An 18,928-nucleotide genomic window follows, 5' to 3' on the forward strand; every position below is an offset into this window, starting at 1 on the left:
GTAATTCTATAAATGCAAGTTAGATGCGTGTCAGCTTACCCGCAAAAGCGAACGCAAACGCCCTACCCGCCAACCCAAAGTCCCCGCCACACTCTAAACTGACCAGCATCATTCCAAAAATCATAAAGGATACTCTCCGTTGTCCACCGAAAATTACTACCGCCGTAAACTCTTTGCCCTGCTGCACGACCCACAGCTAAAAGGTTTGTATAAAAACAAAAATGGTAAAGGCCCCTGGGAATCTTTTGATTGCCTAAAATCTGATTCTGACATTGAAACTTGGTGGGACATAAAGCATGGTAAAGGTGTACAGGCTGACCATATTGGTGCCACCTCCGACCGTATGACCCTCTCTAACGATAAAGATCTTTATCTCAACCGCAAACAAGAAGCTGGAAAAACAACCCTAGAAGTCCGCCACCCCATCAGTGGTCAGGAGCATAACCTTGAGTTTGCGGGTGTTTATACTGACGAGCAACTAAAAGAATTAGAAGAGAAAGCTATTAAAGACCTGCCACCAGGAGCCTTTGACCCACGAAAAACCAGTGCAGAAGCGGCTTTCTGGTGGTGTTGGCGTTTTTTACCTGAAGTCATCACTGATAAAATAGGCAACCCCCAAGCCCTGCTCCTCCCCGCCGAGACCCGTATCCCCGACTGCCCCATTCATAGCCACAACAGCACCGTCTCCGCCCTAACCGGAGCCTTATTTCCTGAAACTTGGACCTCCGGCGACCATGCCCATCCCTACCTATTAATCTTCACCTTTTCCCCCGTCCAAGAATTTGTCAAATCCTCCCGCAAGTTCCTAGACTTCTGGGCTGGTTCCTACCTCCTGCATTACCTGAGTGCCCGCCTCTGCTGGTACCTCGCCAAAGAATATGGTCCCGATGCCGTCATCACCCCCGCCTTATGGGGACAAGAGATTATAGATGCCTTCATCCGCACCGAGAATTATCTAGAGCTTGGTAAACACTTTGCTAGTCAGTCTACTGAAGCAGCCACCTCTCTCAGAATTGCTGGTTTCCCTAATGTCATCACCGTCCTCGTCGCCGACAAAGCAGGAGCCGAAGCTTTAGGCAAAAAGCTAACCGAGCAACTCCTTAGCGAATGGACCACCATCGGTTACAAAGTCCGCGCCGCCATCAAAAAAGAAGTCCATACCGCCATCCAAAATAGGGGCGAAGCTATTTGGCAACAGATCGCCGCTGACTTTGGCGACAATACTCCAGACAATCCCGCAAAGCTAGAACTCCTGGGCTGGGGTAAAGGCGATGGTGGTCAGTGGGAATGGAACAGACTTTGGGACGCACAACTCGCGGGGACCTGGGAAAGCTATTGGACCGCTGTACCCCTCGGCGACCCCGACCAAACCCTAGACATATCCAAAAAAAGTCAAGGCTACGACCAAGACTGGATCAATGCTCAAAAGAACCTCGCCCATGCCCGAACCGACCTCCCCACCGCCGCCGAACAAGCCGCTTATCGCTACCTCAACATCGGCACTTGGTGGGGCAGTCTGCAAAGCCGCCTGGGTCAACTCATCCAAGCGGTTAAAAATACTCGTACCTGGGCACTCCCCGTCGCTCCGGGCGAACGCTCCACCGTCTCCGGTCAATACAGCGCGGCCCATCCCCGCTTACTCTACAGCGACACCTTCCGCGAAGGTGGCGGACTCCCCGCTAGCTCCCAGCGGTTATTTTGGCGCGTCATGTCTGAAGTCTTTCCCGGACTCTTCAACGGCTCCGAGAAACTCAACTGCATCGAACTCACTAAACGTATGGCCTGGGTCCATGGTGGCATAGGAGAAGCTTTAGGGATGCCGAGTCAACTAAGTTCAGGCCGCATCAACTATGAAGACTTCATTCGCTTCCCCAACCTCTCATCCATCGCCGCCGCCCGTTTTGCCTATACCCATCCCCAACAAGTCAAAGCCTATTGGGAAAAGCTAAAAGGACTGATTGAGAATGAGCCTCAACTTTCTGTGCAAGATTTTAAGCACACAACCCGTAAACCCTTTCAAATTCCAAAAACTGACCAAGAGCTTAAATTAAAAATTAAAGATTTCGGTGAAGGCTATAACGGCGTGATGTTCTCTAGCAAATGGCTAGCTGATGACCTCGGGATTGAAGAATCTACTACCCTCCGTAAATTAGTCAACCAAGCCCACCAAGAAACTGGTATCACTAACGGCAGTCCCGGCGATTGGTGGGTCATCCTGCTGGGCGATGGCGACAACATGGGTAAATACGTCAACGGCAGCCGCCTCAAAACCTATCAACACTACCTCGCCACCGAAACCCGTCAAGAGTTAGCCAAGCGGGGCGGAGCCTGGACCGACCTCCTCGAAAACACCAACAAACGCATGGGACCTGCTACCCACGTCGGACTCAATCGCGCCCTACTGGACTTCTCCAACCGCTTAGTCCCCTACCTGACCCAAGAACGCTTTTGCGGTCGCGTCGTCTACTCCGGCGGCGACGATGTCATGGCAATCCTGCCCCTCGAAGATTTACCTGAATATCTCCGTTCCCTCCGCGCCGCCTGGAGTGGAGCCAAAGATCCCGACGCTGAATTCGACGCTAAAGGCGGTTACTGGTATCCCAAACAAAAACTAGCTAGTCTCCCTGACCGCCCCCTCTTCACCATGGGCGAAGGAGCCACTATGAGTCTAGGCATCATCGTGGCCCACAAAAGCATCCCCCTCCCCACCGTCCTCGAAAACCTCTGGGCAGCCGAAAAAGAACGCGCCAAAAAATTGACAGGTGTTGGTAAAAACACCGAGCCCAATTACATTCCCCCCAAAGACGGCCTCTGCTTCCGGGTCATCTACAGTTCTGGCAACACTCTCGAAGCCCTGATGAAAGGTCATCTCCTCGAACCCTGGTGGGCTTTCATCCAATTAGCAAGTAAGGCCGACTGCGCCCCCCTGCTCCACCGGCTCGCGGAAGAACTCCCCCGACGTTGCGTCGTCACGAGTGACCTCAAACTATTCAACAGAGCCGCCCTAGTCATCCTCAACCGCCGCGACCAAAAATTAAACGATGACTTACAAACAGCACTTCTAAGTTGGTTAGATGCGTGGGAGACCTGGGCCTGGGGGACCTATTGGCAAAAACTAGAAGCCTGGACCCTTGCAGGTGAACCCAAAGACAAGAAACCCGAGCTACCCCGTGGTGTGCAGCCCGACGACCTCGCCAAACTCCTGCGCTTCAGTGCCTTCTGGCTCGATAAAGGACGATGGGCCAAAGCTCCTTCCTCAGAGGAGTCACTATGACCGCGCTGCATTGGTATGTAGTCGAACCCCTAGATGTCCTACTCTTCCGTGAGGCCAAACCCTTCAGCCCAGGCAGCGGTTCTTGGGCCAAGGGACTCTTCCCGCCCCTGCCGATTACCGTCTTCCAAGCCCTGCGCTCCCTCCTCGACCAAGACAAAACCCCGACCCGCCGCCTCGAATTCCTCGGTCCCTTCCTTTTAGATAGCCAGGATGACCTCTGGCTCCCCACACCCAAAGACCTCCTCGCCATCAAAGAAACCAAGTCCTCGCCAACTAATGGACAAGCGCAAGAAGACCCAGAAGATAATTTTGAGACTCAGCGTCAAGACTGGACCGCCACCTGTTGCCTAGAACCGATTACCAACCACAAGTACGTCTTTGCCGACAATCTCCCCGTCATGGTGCCACCACCGCTTGATAAGAACCAACACATCTGCGGACGGCCCGCGCCTTGGATACGCCTCAGTGCCCTAACGCAATACCTCAAAGGCGAGCTACCCAAGAATCCTGACGACTTTTGTATTGACCCCTGGGCCAGCCAAGTCCTCCCCCACATCCTGATCCAGCCCGACCAACGGCAAGTTGCCGAAGAAGCAGGTTATTTCACCGAGGTTGCCGTACGGCTGAAACCGGGCTGGCGTATGGTCTGTGCCCTTGATGCACTCATGCCAAAAACCACGGTCCGTCTCGGCGGTGAAGGACACCGGGCCTTGGTTTATCCCGCTCCCCCCGCTCTCGTCCAAGCCAGCAAAACCTTAACGACCTTTGAACAACAACCAGGACACAACCGGGCCTACCTCCTCACCCCCGGTCTTGCCGAAGCCCGACCCAGTGTTTACGGTGTTACTCCGCAGCTTTGGCAAAAGAACTTAGCGGGTTGTGTCAGTGAACGGGCACTCTTATGGGGAGGAGTTTCGACCATCCGCCGCAAAGTTGGCTCCGACAAAACCTCCGCTCCAGAATTCGCCCTCTCACCCCAACGCGCCTACGTCCCACCCGGTACTATCTATCTCTTCAAGGACCCACCTCCCTTTAATGGTCCGCTCCTACCAACAAGAGACACCCCCTGGCTCGCTACCCTACACGCCCTCAACTACGGCAAACTGCTCTGGAGCAAAAGACCATGACTGATTACCTGACTTACTTACACCTACTTACCCCTCTACACACGGGGGGTAGTTCCCAAGCAGGAAACCTACTGGGTATTGCCCGTGAAGTCCATACTGGCTTTCCGTACCTACCCTCCTCCTCACTCCGAGGCAAAATCCGCTCTCAGTTAGAAGCAGTAGAAGGAGCCAGTATTTTCTTTGGACATAAGATCAAAGAGGGACAACAGCCTACTGAAGGGGAAGTATGGTTTGCGGATGCTACGTTACTGTTCTTCCCCATTGCTTCTTTAAGCCACCATCTTATCTGGATCACCTGCCCACTTTGGTTGAGTCGCTGGAATCGCTGGCTGCCTAATTCTCCCTTAAGCGAGAATATCGCAACTTGGTATGAAACTTTAAACAAACCTCAAGAGAGCGGTGGTAAAGTAGCATTCTCAACGTTTGAAACAAAAGAACTTTATCTTCAGACTGCCTTACTTAAGCAAGATGATATGGATAAAGTAGGCACTAAAACTCTGGGTGAATCCTTGCCAGATACAGTCAAGAATGACCTCCTGACCCCACTGCTCAATAAGCTGGTTATCCTCAATGATGAAGATTGTGCCGCTCTGGTAGAGATTGGGTTACAGCGAGAGGTAAGAGTTGCGCTTCAAACGGATGCCAAACTTGTACAAGGTGGTTCTTTTCGTTCTGAAGAAGCCATACCACCTGAAGCTGTGCTATTCTTCCCTTGGGGAATGAAATTGTCTAAAAAAGAAGCAGAAACCGCACAGGTCCGGGCAGAGACTTTAAAAATTCTGGGCGAGCGACTTCAATTTGGTGGATTAGAGGGCTTGGGACAGGGTTGGGCGGCGATGAACACAGTTCCTAGTAAAATGAATGAGGTCACGCCGTGATGAAACTTGATGCTCGCAGCTTCAGCAAAGAAGCCTACGAAGGTCTTACTGGTGTTCGCAAGGATATCAAAGAAGAATATTACAAGAAGGCGAGTGGCTTAGTCAGAGGCTTACCTGCTTACATTTCAACTTGGGGTTTACATCGTTTAAGTGGTGATGCCAAAAACTTCTTGGCAGGAAAATCGAGCGATACAAAGTACAAAGGAACTGTTTACATAACCTTTTTAAGTAAGCTAAAAGCCTTTAGCAAGCAAGATTTTGATGTAGAGAATCCAGGGACGTTAATTAAAATGCATCTTCGGGAGTACACTGCTCTCAATCGCCTTGCCATTGAACTTGCAAAAGAATGGTCATTTTGGACCCCATCAATTCTTGGTGAACCGGAGGAAGAATGAGCTATAGCCGTGGGGGAAGAAGTGATGACCGCAACCGCAAAGAAACTGTAAAAACGCCTCAGCAGGAGTGGCAGGAATTTTTAGGTGAACTAGGTAAAAGGAAGCCTCAGCCCCCAAAGATCTACAGTGACTTGCTAAAAGATAGCCAGTTGGTGGAAATTGATCGTATGAGTATCACCATTTTCTTCCCCGATGAAAAAATAAGTGGTCTTGCTAAAAGTCAAAGTCAGAAAATCATTAATCTTCTTCCTAGTAATCTAAACAGAGGAAAAATTATCTGTGGTGTTCTTGGTACAGAACCACCGCAAGAGCTACCGCCAGCCTCAATTCCACAGAAAAGAATTACTGAAATGATTGTAAAATCTCCTCTGCAAGAGTTGAACTTTGCCTGTTTTGGACAAGACAAGAATGGTAAGGACTTATCTCAACCTGTGTTAAAACGTGCTGCTGATGCCGAGAAAAAATGTGCAAAACTATACGAAAGGCTTACTGAAAAAACTCGTTTGCTAGCTGGCAACCCAGACTACTTACTAACCATAAAGTTTCCTTGGCGGATGCGGGTAGGCGGAACGCGGGGATTCAGAGAACTGTTATTACCTGCTTTACACACTGTCTACGGCATACCTTATATTCCTGCAAGCAGTCTTAAAGGTATAGTCAGGGCTTGGGCACGAAAACATCACCATGAGCTTGAAGCTGACCGCTTGTTGGGGAGATTAGACCAGGGTTTAGGGACGGTCCAAATCCTAGATGCTTTTCCTACCGCACCTTGTTTAAGTGTAGATGTCGCGAATCCTCAATGGCATTGGTCTAAAGATGCCGTCAACTATAAACCAGAACCTCATCCGCTCTTAACCATGGAACGACCTGAGCTACTAATTGGCCTTGTCCTGACAAGTCGCGGGAAAAATACTGAAGACATCAAGATCGTTAAGCTTTGGCTAAAACAAGCTCTTGAAGAAGAAGGACTAGGCTCACGGATAAGTGCAGGTTACGGGAAGGCCAGCCTAAAGCCTAGTCTCCGCTACTCCTGTGAACATAAATTTTCACTGTGGACACAGGGAATGTATGGGGTAGAGCCGCCTAGCGGAGAAAATAATTATCGAGGAAAAGCGGAGTTCCGACCGACATCAGTTCGAGGAATTTTACGCTATTGGTTTAGAGCAGTTGCGCTGAGTCTTTATACGCCTGATGTTTGCAAATCTTTTGAAGATGAGTTATTTGGTGTTCTTGGCAAGCAGGGCAAAATAGCCATTAACGTAGATTTCAATTCGACTACAGTCAATGAGCCATATCATTACACAGGAACAATCTGCTTAGAATCAACTGAGCAAGAATGCTTAGACTTGGTTTCCAGTTTACTAACCCTTGCCTCCCATTTAGGTGGTGTTGGTCGTGGGTCACGCCGTCCATTGCACAAATTAAATGGAAGAATGCGAGGAACTCACTGGGTGGTGGATGAGGATTGTTGCTTGGAGTATGAATCTTTAAAGTGGCGACAGCTATTAAAAACCGTCACTGACTGTTTCTTAGCCAAGAAGCAATCTGCAAATAGATACACCGTCTCCCCTGGGCAACCCGGAAAAAGAAGGCAGGATGTTTTAGACCAAAACACACAAATCCTACTCCTTCAATCAACAGACCAAATTATCCCAGAAGCAGTGAACTGGGCAACGCAAGGAAACAAAAATAATGTTCGCGGTACCGCGCTGACATTTCTGTATAGTAGCGAGCAATATAAAGGTCAAACTAAGGATAGACAAGGAAATGTTTTTGGAAATCCAAAGGTGGGAGGAGCTTTAGAAACTCCGTCTTATGTTTGGATTAAGTCAATCTTCCCAAGAGCTAATGATCCTTACCAAGTAGTCACTATTTTTGGAGCAGACTACGAGGATCGTAAAGTCTTTACCGATGCTCTTAAGAGTAATGGTGCTATTAAAGTCTGGCCTTTTCCTAATCTTTGATCACCTCACCTACCAAACAGAAGCGATAGAATGGCAAACTTGATTATCAATTTAGGCACTTCTGATATCTCGGTGAAAGTCCAGGGTGAGGAATTCTTTTTTCCGGTAATGTTCAACCGGAATGAACCGAATGATACTGAAGACTTGACAGATGAGGAAATATTTATTTGGCGAAAAGATGGGACAACTAGTTACATTGCAACCTATATTTGTCCTGAACTGGGAATTAAGATTGAGAGCAAAAATAATAGGGATACTTACTCTTTTCGTGACCTTACCCAGGAACTGTTAACGCGCTATCAGCAAGACCCCGACCATTGGCATTCTCGTATTCGCCCCTGTCGAGTGTGGGGTGTCATCCAAGATGCAGTCCAAAATTTCGCCGTCACTAAGGTTTATTTCATTGTCACCAATCAGCCAGAGGAAGAGGTTACAGGTCGTCTTTCAGATACTGTACACCTATTTGAACTGCTCAAACTTTGGTTTAATCGTGAAGAAGTAGCTATTGAGTTTATCGAAAAAGCAATCACCTTTAAAGCTATCCATCAAGATGAACTTTTTAATTACTACTACAAAATCTTTACGGACATCCCTTTGAGTGAGGAAATTCTTGTTAGTATCAAGGGCGGGACGAATCAGATGCAAACTGCTTTGAAGATGCAAGCCATCGCAACAGGATTTTCAAAGTTACTTTTTATTGATCCCGAATTAAAAGTAAGTAAATTTCTGCGCGGTGAGCCCTCAGGAACCAAAATCACTTCTTTTTGGAAATACACAAGGACCCAGCGTTATCAGAATGTTAATCTCCTCCTTGAGCGTTGGGATTTCGGGGGAGCTTTAATTGTTTTGGAGGACTGGCAGCGGACCCAGCGATTCCTCAACAAAAATATTGATGACCCCGAGCTTTTCAGGAATAGTAACATTGTTGCTTCTGCGGTTCAAGTTTTAGAACTAGCCTGCGATTGTCTAGAGCTTAATCAGGACCGTATGCTTGAAATTCAAAAAAATACAAGTAAGCGACCAAGAGAAGTTTCGACAAAGTTCCTCAACCAAATTATCGAATATGACAAGTTGCTGAATGTTTATACTCAATGTTTGCTGTACTGGAAGTTAAACCGTGTTGCGAATTTTCTGTATCGTCTCTCCACCTTCTATGATTTGGTTCTCTATCAAGTCAGGGTACGAAACAATAGTCGAGGTCCGGTCTTAACGGGAGACCGTTTCCAGAAACGAGCCATGATTGAACAATATATCCAAGGGGGGTTAAGACCGCATTGGGAAGTGATAGCTAAATATCTGGACCAACTAAATTTCTGGGTTACGATCCGCAATGAACTCGTTCACGATGCCCGAGGAGTTGTTAAAGAAGGGATGCGCCTTAAGTTTGAGGAACAAAAGCAATATCGCGAAGCTACCTGTCAATCCCATGAAATTACTACGGTCATGACCAAACTACTGCAAGTAGAAAATGGCTGGTTATTACAGAAGCCCCATTACTTAACAGATTTTGTGGATAAAAACCGCTACTATCTTTATGCTGAAGCTCATGAATGGGTTATCCAAAAACTCATGACCGATGGCTTAGCATAACTTGTTCCTGATAGGATGATTGTCGCAACCACCGGACCCATGGCAAACTCAGGTCGTTTAATTGTCTTGACTGGACCAAGCGGGGTCGGTAAGGGAACCTTGGTAAGCCGTCTGCTCCGCAATCGTCCGGCCCTCTTCCTCTCGGTCTCAGCCACCACCCGCGCCCCGCGCCCCAATGAAGTCGAGGGCGTCCACTACTATTTCATCACCCGGACCAAGTTCGAGGAATTGATTGCCCAAGGACAACTCCTAGAATGGGCCGAGTATTTGAGTAATTATTACGGCACCCCCCGTCAAGCCGTCTTGGAGCGACTGGCAACCGGGGCTGATGTGTTACTGGAGATTGAAGTTGAGGGTGCGCGACAGGTGTTGAAGACCTTCCCCCAAGCCATCACGATCTTTATCTTGCCCCCCTCCCTCAGTACCCTCGCCGCCCGTCTCAAGCAACGCCGCACCGAATCCCCCGAGGTCATTACCCGCCGCCTGACCAAAGCCGCCCAAGAGATTACCCACGCCCCAGAATTCAGTCACCGGATCGTCAATGACCAATTAGCCGAGGCTGTAGCACAATTAGAAGCCATTCTGTACCCGGCCTAGTTTCTATAACCCCTTCCCTGTAAGCTCCTTGCCCCTGTAGTATCTTGCAGTACAATTAAGGTTTGCCGTCAGGACCGACCCAGGCCCCACACCACCTTAGAACTGGGTAGTCAACAGCCCGTCTTCTCCTGGGCCAGTCATGACCTGGGGCCTCAAGAAGCGCAGATGGCCCGCAACGTGGCGGCCCTGCCATTTATTTTCCAACACGTCGCCTTGATGCCCGATGTCCACTTGGGGAAAGGAGCCTTAGTCGGTTCAGTCATTGCCACCCGTGAGGCGATTATCCCGGCGGCGGTCGGGGTAGACATCGGTTGCGGGATGAATGCCCTCCCAACCCCCAACCTGGCCCACCAACTAGACGGCAAACTCAAACAAATTCGGTCGGCGGTTGAGTCAGCGATTCCCACGGACTTTAGTGAAAATAAGGACGTGGAGAAAGTCGTCTCCAACTGGCCCCGTTGGTCAGACTTCCCGCAACTCCACCCCGGTGTCCAACGCGAAGTAGGCAAAGCCATCAAACAGCTAGGTTCCTTAAGCGGGGGCAATCACTCCCTAGAAGTTTGTCTCGACACAGAGAACCAAGTGTGGTTTAGGTAGGTTCCTAGACTTTTACCGGGCAGGACTAACGACTTGTTTTGTCCTCACGGCCCTAACCCTGCATGGCTTCGCAATACTCCAGCATCCGGTTGAGGCCCCAGAACTCATCTTCCTGGGGATTGGGCGTATTGATGTGACCGACGTGACCGCCCTGAGGCGTCAGCAAGAGGTGGGCGTGGGGGTTGCGGGCAGTGCGTTCGGCGAGGTCAGGGATGAGCGTGGGAGTGAACATTGGGTCATCGGCGGCGTAGATGATGAGATAGGGCCGTTGGAGCGTGTCGAGTAAATAGAGTGCACTGGTCTTTTGGTAATAATCCTCGGTACTGGGGAAGCCGTAGTAATCAATCACCATCTCTTGGTCAAAAGCCCGAATCGAGTTAATGCGCTCCACAGCCCCGGGTTTGACCGCCGCCGGGTAACGCTCAAGTCGCAACTGGGCTTCGCGTTTGAGTTCTTGGACCAGCACATACTCAATCATCCGCCCGGACCACTGGGTCTGGAGGTAGTCCAGGGAACGGTTGGATTCCAGGTTAGGGGCGAGGACTGCCGCGCAGCGAATTAAGGGCGAATCTAGGTCATGGGTCGCCTTCAGACCCCACAGGGCTAGCTGACCCCCCAGGGAGAACCCGGCGAGAGCCACCCAATCAGGGCAACCCAGGGCGACCAATTGTTCTGCCATCCGTACTTGGTCCTCGCCTTCGCGCCAGCCATCAGCCGAGGGCACCGGCGAATACAGCGCGGTGCGTCCGTGGGCACGCCAATCGTAGAGGACCACGGCCCAACCCCGCTGGTACGCTTTGCGGGCCAACAGTTGGGCGTACCAAGCACTCTCGACTCGCCCCGTGATGCCATAGGTGATGATAAGGGTCCCCCGTGCTCCCATTGGACAACGCCACAACCCCCAAATCGGGACCCCATCGGCCCCAGAGAAGCAGTGTTCCTGCCAGGGGACCGCTGGGTAGGGGGCCAGCCAGGGGGTCTGGTCCTGGGTTTTGATGAAACTATCCCCATAAAAAGAACTCACTAAGAAGGTCTGGACGAGACCGTCTCGCAGATGCCAAGGCGGGGTGTAGGGGAGGGTAAACATCAATCCAAAATGAATTTGTGCAGGGCGACGGCGACCCCATCCTCAGTGACTGGGGGCGCGACCCAATCGGCCTCAGCTTGGACTAGGCGCGGCGCGGTTGCCATGGCAATCCCCACCCCAGCAAAACGAATCATCTCTAGGTCGTTAAAGTAATCGCCGATGGCAAGCACTTGGTCTGGAACCAGTCCCAGCGTCTCGACGAGATAGGCCACCGCCGCGCCTTTGTTGGCCTGGGGGTGGGTGGCCTCGATAAATTGATTGGTGGAACGGGTCAAGTACAACTCGCTGGGTGCATATTTTTGCTGTAACTCGGCCCAGAGTTCTGTCGTGTCCTGGTCCCAGAAAGCTAACAGTTTGGTGGGGTCCTCGGTGATGCGCCGGGCCAAGTCAGGGACGACGGTCAGGGGCACGCCCGTGCGCTCGGCATAGGACAGGTTCCAGGGTTGTGGGGGGCCTTGGATATAGAGGTTGTCATTGAGATAGAGGTGGACAGTCATCTGGTGGGCTTGCAGGTAGCTCAAGATATCCAGAGCTAAGGAGCGGGGCACTTTGAGATGGCGGACGACCCGTCCATCCTGGGGATCTTTGATTAAGGCACCCTGGTAGCTAATCAAGGGGAGGGGCGACTGGATCTGCTGGTGGTAGGGCAGGGCTGAGCGATGCATCCGTCCGGTGACAATCACCACCGGGATTCCCCGGGCTTGGACGGCGGCAATCGCTTGGACCACCGCTACTGTAATCACCGGGGCCTCACCAAGGACTGTTCCATCCAAGTCGAGGGCAACTAACTTAATTCCCATGCATGCTCGCCAATGCCTCACTACAGGGTATCAGTATTCGCCAAGTCCTCAAACAGCGCGTAGGGATGCTGACAACGGCGGACAAAGGCGACCCGGGCCAGGGCCTCGGGGTTGTGACGGCGGGTCCACATCACCCAACGCCAGCCCCAGTAGGTCAACTGACGACTACCCTGCTCTAGCCAAGGGGGAGCCGGACGGGGAGTCGGTTGGAGCGCGGTCTCCGGGAGTGCAGGCAGGAGTTGGGGGAAGTATTGCGCCAACCAAGGGTTATTCCCGAGGACGCGCTGGTAGTAGGCATGGCCCAGGAGGGGACGGCTCAACAGCAACTCCAGAGCCAGGGGTCCATCTTGACGCACGAAGGGCTGGGTATCACTGTCGCACCAAATAACGTTGATGCTCATCAGTTTGGGTAAAAATAACCGCTGGGTATGGGCATCGGTGGGGCGGTGGCGGTGGGCCAGAGCGAACCCGAGGGCCAGGATATTCGCCATGAGATAGGTGGTGTAGCGGCTACCATCGGCGACGAACAAATTAAAATCCACATCGTCGGATTCCACGAAACCACCGCTGCTCATGGAACCCGCTAGGGCAACACAGCGTACCTGGGGACAGTGGTGGGCTAGGCTCGCGGCATAGGTGAGGACGGCATTCCAGTAACGGTGGCAGTGCTGGGGATGCTGCTGTTGCCGCTGCTGAGAGCGTTCGACGAAACTCTGGGGCAGGTCACAGGCGTGGACGAGGCCGCCACTCAAACATAAATTCTCAATGCTGCCGAGGGCCTGTTGGACCTGTTGGGTCTCAGCCACACCCCCCACTAACCACTGGGCTAATTGGGGGACCGAAACGGCGTACCCCCGCCGCTGTAACAATTCGACCGTGGTGACAATCCGGGCTTGCAAGGCTTCCATGGGGATGATTGTAGCGGTTCGCCTAGACCAGAAAATAGGTTCTCGCTTTACAATCGTTAATATACGTTGAGCATAACCGTGACGGTCGCAACCAAGCAATTCACCTACTGGCAATGGCGCGGGTACCGCGTCCGTTATCGTCAAGCCGGGACCCAGGGCACACCGATTCTGCTCGTCCACGGATTCGGGGCCTCTGCTGACCACTGGCGGTATAATATCCCGGCTTTGGCAGAGCAGCACCGGGTTTGGGCGATTGACCTATTGGGATTTGGGCGTTCGGAGAAACCGGACTTGGCCTATGATGGCGACCTCTGGCGCGACCAGTTGCGGGATTTTTGTCAGGAGATGATCCAGGAACCAGCCGTAGTCGCGGGGAACTCCCTGGGGGGTTATGCGGCCTTGTGTCTGGCGGCGGACCACCCCGAACTCGTGCGCGGTTTGGTCCTCCTCAACGGCGCGGGGCCTTTTGAGAAATCCGTGAGTCCCTATGGTTTGCAGGGCTGGGTGAGTGGGTTAGTGAATGGGCTATTACAACAACGCTGGGCTTCGGACTTGCTCTTTGAGTACAGCCGCTCCCGTTCACGCATCCGCCGGACGCTGCTACAGGTTTACAAAGACCCGCGCAACGTCAACGACGAACTGGTAGAGGACATTTACCAGCCTTCCTGTGACCCTGGTGCGCCCCGAGTCTTCGCCCGGGTCTTCAGTACGCCCCAAGGCCGGACGCTGACGGAGTTGCTAGCGGTGTTACAAGTGCCGCTCTTGCTGTTGTGGGGGGACTTGGACCCCTGGATGACGGCTGGGCGGGCCACTCGTATCCAATCCCTCTACCCCCAAGCCACCTTGGTCTCACTCCAAGCGGGCCACTGTCCCCACGATGAGTGTCCCGAACTAGTAAACCAGGAGTTATTACGCTGGACTACGAGTCTGGGGGTCTAGTATTGGCCTCAGTCATCGGCAACACATAAGTAACCCCATACTAGAAATAGGGACTAAGAATTTCTCACAATCTCCATACATCTATAGGAGACAGTCGGTCCCCGCTTACCTCTAGGCTAGAATCGCATCGCTGGGGAACCCTTATCACATGAACGTTGCCATGAATAGTGTTGCTAAAATTCCTACCGGCTGGCGTTGGCTCCTCGGGGGGCTGGTGGTGGCGGGACTCGCGGCAGGGATCTACTTTGTGACCGCGCCCCGGCCTGACCCAGCGGCAAAGTTTGAACGCTTCTTAACGGTTGTTGAGCAGGTGGATACGGACATTCGGATCACCTCGGCGGGGCAAGTTTTCCCCAACCGTCGCTCCAATGTCGGCCCCAAAGAAGGCGGACTCCTAGCAGAATTGTTTGTCGAGCAAGGACAGGCGGTCAAGCAAGGCCAAATCCTCGCCCGGATGGACACGGAACGGGTGGTGAATACCGTCGCTGAGGCCAAGGCCGCCGCTGCCAGTGCCCGCGCCCAATACCTCAAGGCCCAAAATGGTTTCCGCTCCCAGGAAGTCGCCCAAGTCCAGGCTGACCTCGGCGCGGCCCAAGCCCGGTTGCAGATCGCTCAAGATAACTTTCAGCGTTTCGATGGGCTCTACAAGGATGCAGGGCTGACGGATGAAGAACTCAACTCCCGCAAACTAGAACTGGAGCGGGCACGGGCGGATGTGACCAGCAAACAAGCCCAAGTTGGACTCTACCAGAGTGGCAACCGTTTTGAGGATGTGTTGGGGGCCAAGGCGAGCTACGACCGGGCTTTGGCGAACTTGGGCGATGCCCAGACCCGGTTCGATGACCTGACGATCCGCGCCCCCTTCACCGGAATTGTCTCCCAACGGTACGCCGAGTTGGGCAGTTACGTCTCTCCGACCACCAACACGCAAGGAGCTTCTGCCAACTCCAGTTCAATCTTGCTCCTGATTGACCGCCTAGAGGTCCTGGCAACCGTGGCGGAATCGGACATCCCCCGCATCAAAGTGGGCCAGCTCGTGCGAATTACATCCTCAGCGTTCCCCGGTCAAGAATTTAAGGGCACCGTGCGCCTAGTTGCCCCGGAAGCCGTGGAGGAGAACGGGATCACCCAGTTCCAAGTCCGCGTCCAACTCGATGACTTCGCTGCCCGGACGCTCAAATCCCGCTTAAACGTCAGCGTCAACTTCATCGCCGGGAAGCTCAACAAAGCCCTGGTTGTCCCTACCACCGCCATCATCAGTAAAGACGGCAAGACGGGCATCCTGGTCCCTGACCTCAAAAAAGGTCCCACCTACCGCGAAGTGACCACGGGCCAAAGCCTAGGCGACAAAACCCAAATCCTCAAGGGCCTCAAAAAAGGTGAACAGGTCTTTGCCAAACTGCCTCCCGATGTGAACCTTGAAGAGTTACTAGGAAAAAGTAATGCGTTCCAGTAACGTGCTGGTTACGCCCGTCATGACCCCGGTGCCCTGGGGCAAGGGAATGTCCTGGAGTACGACTTGGGCGGAGAACCTGTTGTTAGCCGTGCGGACCCTGTGGGCGAATCGGTTGCGCTCCTCGTTGACCATGCTGGGTCTGGTGATTGGCATCGGTTCGGTGATTTTAATCATCGCCCTAGGGGTCGGTGCCCAGAAGTTTGTCAGTGACCAATTCAAAGACTTGGGTACCAACGTTGTCGCCATCTTTGAAGATGGACCGCGCACCAAGGGCCGTCAACCGATCACTTTAGAGGATGTCGAAGCTCTCAGGACGCAGGTCCAGACCATCGCCAATATCGCCCCAATTGCCTATGGTGGGTTTAGGATCACGCGGGGGGATAAAGTCTCGGAGGGCCAGTTGGCGGGTGTACCCGAGTCCCTGACTGAGATTCTGAATATCAGTTTTCTCAAGGGCCGCTTTTTCACTCCGACGGAGATGGCGAACCGGGCCACGGTGGTAATTTTGGGCGAGGACCTAGCCAAAAAAGTCTTTGGTTACGACGACCCCATTGGGAAATTAGTCATCCTCAACAACCGCCCCATGACCGTCGTGGGTGTAACTAAGGCGGGGTTCTTCGGCAGTTGGGTAGACCTGAACCGGGGGGCGATGGTGCCGCTGCCGCTCGCCATGGAGAGCCTAGTCGAGAGCTATTCCCCTTTTGGTAAAAAAGTCGCCGGGGTCCTGCTCCAGGCCAAACCCGACAGTACCGTAAACGCCGTCACCTTCGAGGCTAAGAACCTATTGCGCCAACGCCACCAGGTGACAGACCAAGAGGACTTTATTTTGGGTAATATCCAGGACCAGATTGATATTTTTAATAATGTCGCCGCCGGGGTTTCCTTAGTGCTGGGACTGACGGCAGCGATCTCTCTGGTCGTCAGTGGGATTGGGATCATGAACATCATGCTCGTCTCCGTCACCGAGCGCACCCGCGAGATTGGTCTACGCAAGGCTCTCGGCGCGTCTGAGGAAGTAATTCTGACCCAGTTCATCCTTGAGGCGGTGCTGATCTCGGTAGTTGGGGGCACGGTCGGTATTCTACTCGGTGCGGGGTTGGCTCTGGCAATCGGGACTGTCTCACCGCTCAAACCGGAAGTCACGCCCTGGGCAATTGCGCTAGCGGTAGGTGTTTCGGGGGGGATTGGGCTATTTTTTGGGGTTTTCCCGGCACAACGGGCGGCGCGGCTCGACCCGATTACCGCTTTACGGAGTGATTAGCCATGCCTTGGTTCGAGAGTATTCAAGTTTCGGTTTCCGCGTTGTGGGCTAACCGCCTACGTTCCCTCCTGACCATGTTGGGGCTGATTATCGGGATCGGGGCGGTTATTTTGATGGTGGCGATCGGAGTCGGTGCCCAACGCTATGTCAAGGACCAATTCAAGAGCCTCGGTACCAATGTGGTCGTCCTGGGTTCCGATGGGGAGCAACGTAAGGGTTTTCGTCCGCTTACGACCTATGATGCCGCTGCCTTAGAAACCCAAGTTCCCTCCGTAAGTAAGATTGCGCCTTTTATTGCTGAGAATGGACGGGCGGTCTGGAAGAGTAAGAACGCCAGCGGACGGATGTATGGAATTACACCCGCCCTCGTCGAAATGTTAGACTTCCCGGTCCTCAAGGGCCGTTTCTTCACCGAAAAAGAAGTGCAGGAACGGGCGCGGGTCGTCGTCCTGGGTCAGGAGCTAAGCGGCGAACTCTTTGGGGCGGAGGAACCCGTGGGCAAGGAAGTCTTGGTCCAAGGCCAACCCATGACCGTGATCGGCGTAACCAAACAAATTGCCTTCAAGGGCTATCTGGGCTACGTGGAGCGGGGGATGATGATGCCCATTACGGTTGTTCACGAGCGGTACATTGCCGGGAATACCCCCTTTGGTTTGAAATTGGGCTTGATTTTCATGGAAGCCAAGCCCGATGCCTCCGTTGAAGAGGTTACATTCCAGGTGACTAACTTGATGCGGCAACGCCATCAGATCATGGGTCAGGATGATTTCTTCGTGGGCACCTCTCAACAAGTCCTCGATACTTTTAACAGCATCGCCCTAGTCTTGACGGCACTGTTGGGGTTCACGGCGGCCATCTCCCTCGTTGTGGGCGGGATCAACATCATGAACATCATGCTGGTCTCCGTCACTGAGCGCACCCGCGAAATCGGTCTACGCAAGGCCCTCGGCGCGACGGAGGAAGTAATCTTGACCCAGTTCATCATTGAGGCGGTGCTGATCTCGATTCTGGGCGGCATCTTTGGGCTGGCCCTAGGGTTGGGGTTAGCGCAAATCATCGGTGCTTTTTCGCCGCTCAAACCGGAAGTTACCACTTGGTCCATCTGGCTGGCGGTGGGCGTTTCGGGGGGAGTGGGACTATTCTTTGGCGTTTTCCCGGCCCGTCGCGCTGCTCGTCTAGACCCGATTCTTGCCCTACGTACTGATTAAGGAGTTTTGTTCGATGGTCATCCGGCTCGAAGAAATCCGCAAAATCTACCGCCTCAACCAGACCGATGTGCCCATCCTCAAGGGCATTGACCTGACGATTGATAAGGGGGAATACGTCGCCATCATGGGACCCTCGGGTTCCGGTAAGTCCACCTTGATGAATATTATTGGTTGTCTGGACCAGCCGACAAGCGGCTCCTACTGGCTCAACAACTACAACGTTGCCACCATGGAACGCAAGTTCCTGGCCCAAGTCCGTAACCGTCAGATTGGGTTTATCTTCCAACAGTTCAATCTATTGCCCCGCGCCGATGCCCTCGAAAACGTCGCTCTCCCCGCGCTCTATGCCGGATTGGGCAGCAAGGAACGTAAACAACGGGCCACCGCCATGCTAGAGCGGGTCGGGTTGGGGGACCGCCTCCATAACCTCCCGAGCCAACTCTCCGGGGGTCAACAACAACGGGTCGCCATCGCCCGCGCCCTCATCAACCAACCCAGCATCCTCCTCGCCGACGAACCCACTGGGGCTTTGGATACCCGCACGGGCCAAGAAGTTCTCAACCTATTTGAGGAGTTGAACCAAGAGGGATTAACCCTGGTGGTCATCACCCACGACCAAGAAGTCGGGGACCGGGCACACCGGATTGTGCGGCTCCGCGACGGGATGCTAGAGACTGACCTACAAGCGGTGCTGGTTTAATACGCTATACAACCGGATGGAACCATCTCTAGCTCCAATTCACAAAGCTTTGACACTCCCCACGGCTAAAGCCGGGGGATTCCTGGTTCCACGAGTTCGCTTGCAACATCGGATTGCGCCTCTGTCGTAGGGGCTATGCTCTCCCCA

The 18,928-nt window shown here is 53.0% G+C and carries 15 protein-coding genes and 1 pseudogene; 13 read left to right on the top strand and 3 right to left on the bottom strand.

Annotated elements, in window-relative coordinates; genetic code table 11:
- Positions 1-343: 343 nt before the first annotated feature.
- The 8 genes and pseudogenes from cas10 to HFM78_RS13190 form a co-directional block, all read left to right on the top strand.
- Complete coding sequence (cas10, locus tag HFM78_RS13155) at positions 344-3,274, top strand: type III-B CRISPR-associated protein Cas10/Cmr2 (RefSeq protein ID WP_287129904.1); 2,931 nt, start codon at positions 344-346, stop codon at positions 3,272-3,274.
- A complete protein-coding gene (locus HFM78_RS13160; RefSeq protein WP_287129905.1) occupies positions 3,271-4,401 on the top strand; it encodes a type III-B CRISPR module-associated Cmr3 family protein in 1,131 nt (376 codons plus the stop codon). The genes cas10 and HFM78_RS13160 overlap by 4 nt, the downstream gene beginning before the upstream one ends.
- Positions 4,398-5,279, top strand: coding sequence for a type III-B CRISPR module RAMP protein Cmr4 (gene cmr4 / locus HFM78_RS13165; RefSeq protein ID WP_287129906.1), 882 nt, complete (start codon positions 4,398-4,400; stop codon positions 5,277-5,279). The genes HFM78_RS13160 and cmr4 overlap by 4 nt, the downstream gene beginning before the upstream one ends.
- Positions 5,279-5,674, top strand: coding sequence for a hypothetical protein (locus tag HFM78_RS13170; protein WP_287129907.1), 396 nt, complete (start codon positions 5,279-5,281; stop codon positions 5,672-5,674). Before cmr4 ends, HFM78_RS13170 begins: the two co-directional genes overlap by 1 nt.
- Positions 5,671-7,638: an RAMP superfamily CRISPR-associated protein gene (locus tag HFM78_RS13175; protein ID WP_287129908.1), complete on the top strand. Its 1,968-nt coding sequence runs from the start codon at positions 5,671-5,673 to the stop codon at positions 7,636-7,638. Before HFM78_RS13170 ends, HFM78_RS13175 begins: the two co-directional genes overlap by 4 nt.
- A gap of 30 nt (positions 7,639-7,668) precedes the next feature.
- Complete coding sequence (locus tag HFM78_RS13180; protein WP_287129909.1) at positions 7,669-9,228, top strand: hypothetical protein; 1,560 nt, start codon at positions 7,669-7,671, stop codon at positions 9,226-9,228.
- Between the two features lie 15 nt (positions 9,229-9,243).
- A complete protein-coding gene (gene gmk / locus HFM78_RS13185) occupies positions 9,244-9,825 on the top strand; it encodes a guanylate kinase (RefSeq protein WP_287129910.1) in 582 nt (193 codons plus the stop codon).
- A 54-nt stretch (positions 9,826-9,879) separates the two neighbouring features.
- Positions 9,880-10,413, top strand: a pseudogene (locus HFM78_RS13190) (RtcB family protein); the annotation flags it as partial.
- 61 nt (positions 10,414-10,474) lie between these two features.
- Here the strand turns inward: HFM78_RS13190 and HFM78_RS13195 are convergent.
- The 3 genes from HFM78_RS13195 to HFM78_RS13205 are packed head-to-tail and all read right to left on the bottom strand — an operon-like array spanning position 10,475 to position 13,217.
- Positions 10,475-11,509, bottom strand: coding sequence for a YheT family hydrolase (locus HFM78_RS13195; protein WP_287129912.1), 1,035 nt, complete (start codon positions 11,507-11,509; stop codon positions 10,475-10,477).
- Positions 11,509-12,309, bottom strand: a complete 801-nt coding sequence (locus tag HFM78_RS13200) for a Cof-type HAD-IIB family hydrolase (protein ID WP_287129913.1) — start codon at positions 12,307-12,309, stop codon at positions 11,509-11,511. Before HFM78_RS13200 ends, HFM78_RS13195 begins: the two co-directional genes overlap by 1 nt.
- A 20-nt stretch (positions 12,310-12,329) precedes the next feature.
- Positions 12,330-13,217: a hypothetical protein gene (locus HFM78_RS13205; RefSeq protein ID WP_287129914.1), complete on the bottom strand. Its 888-nt coding sequence runs from the start codon at positions 13,215-13,217 to the stop codon at positions 12,330-12,332.
- 78 nt (positions 13,218-13,295) lie between these two features.
- On the opposite strand from HFM78_RS13205, the gene HFM78_RS13210 reads away from it, so the two are divergent.
- The 5 genes from HFM78_RS13210 (at position 13,296) to HFM78_RS13230 (ending at position 18,781) form a co-directional block, all read left to right on the top strand.
- Positions 13,296-14,156, top strand: a complete 861-nt coding sequence (locus HFM78_RS13210; protein WP_287129915.1) for an alpha/beta fold hydrolase — start codon at positions 13,296-13,298, stop codon at positions 14,154-14,156.
- A 148-nt stretch (positions 14,157-14,304) separates the two neighbouring features.
- A complete protein-coding gene (locus HFM78_RS13215; protein ID WP_287129916.1) occupies positions 14,305-15,612 on the top strand; it encodes an efflux RND transporter periplasmic adaptor subunit in 1,308 nt (435 codons plus the stop codon).
- Complete coding sequence (locus HFM78_RS13220) at positions 15,599-16,873, top strand: ABC transporter permease (protein WP_287129917.1); 1,275 nt, start codon at positions 15,599-15,601, stop codon at positions 16,871-16,873. Before HFM78_RS13215 ends, HFM78_RS13220 begins: the two co-directional genes overlap by 14 nt.
- Before the next feature lie 2 nt (positions 16,874-16,875).
- Positions 16,876-18,081 carry an ABC transporter permease gene (locus HFM78_RS13225; RefSeq protein WP_287129918.1) on the top strand — a complete coding sequence of 402 codons (1,206 nt, stop codon included), beginning with the start codon at positions 16,876-16,878 and terminating at the stop codon, positions 18,079-18,081.
- 13 nt (positions 18,082-18,094) lie between these two features.
- A complete protein-coding gene (locus HFM78_RS13230) occupies positions 18,095-18,781 on the top strand; it encodes an ABC transporter ATP-binding protein (RefSeq protein WP_287129919.1) in 687 nt (228 codons plus the stop codon).
- The last annotated feature ends 147 nt before the right edge of the window (positions 18,782-18,928 follow it).

The organism is Candidatus Cyanaurora vandensis (genome assembly GCF_013285555.1).
Lineage (GTDB): Bacteria > Cyanobacteriota > Cyanobacteriia > Gloeobacterales > Anthocerotibacteraceae > Cyanaurora > Cyanaurora vandensis.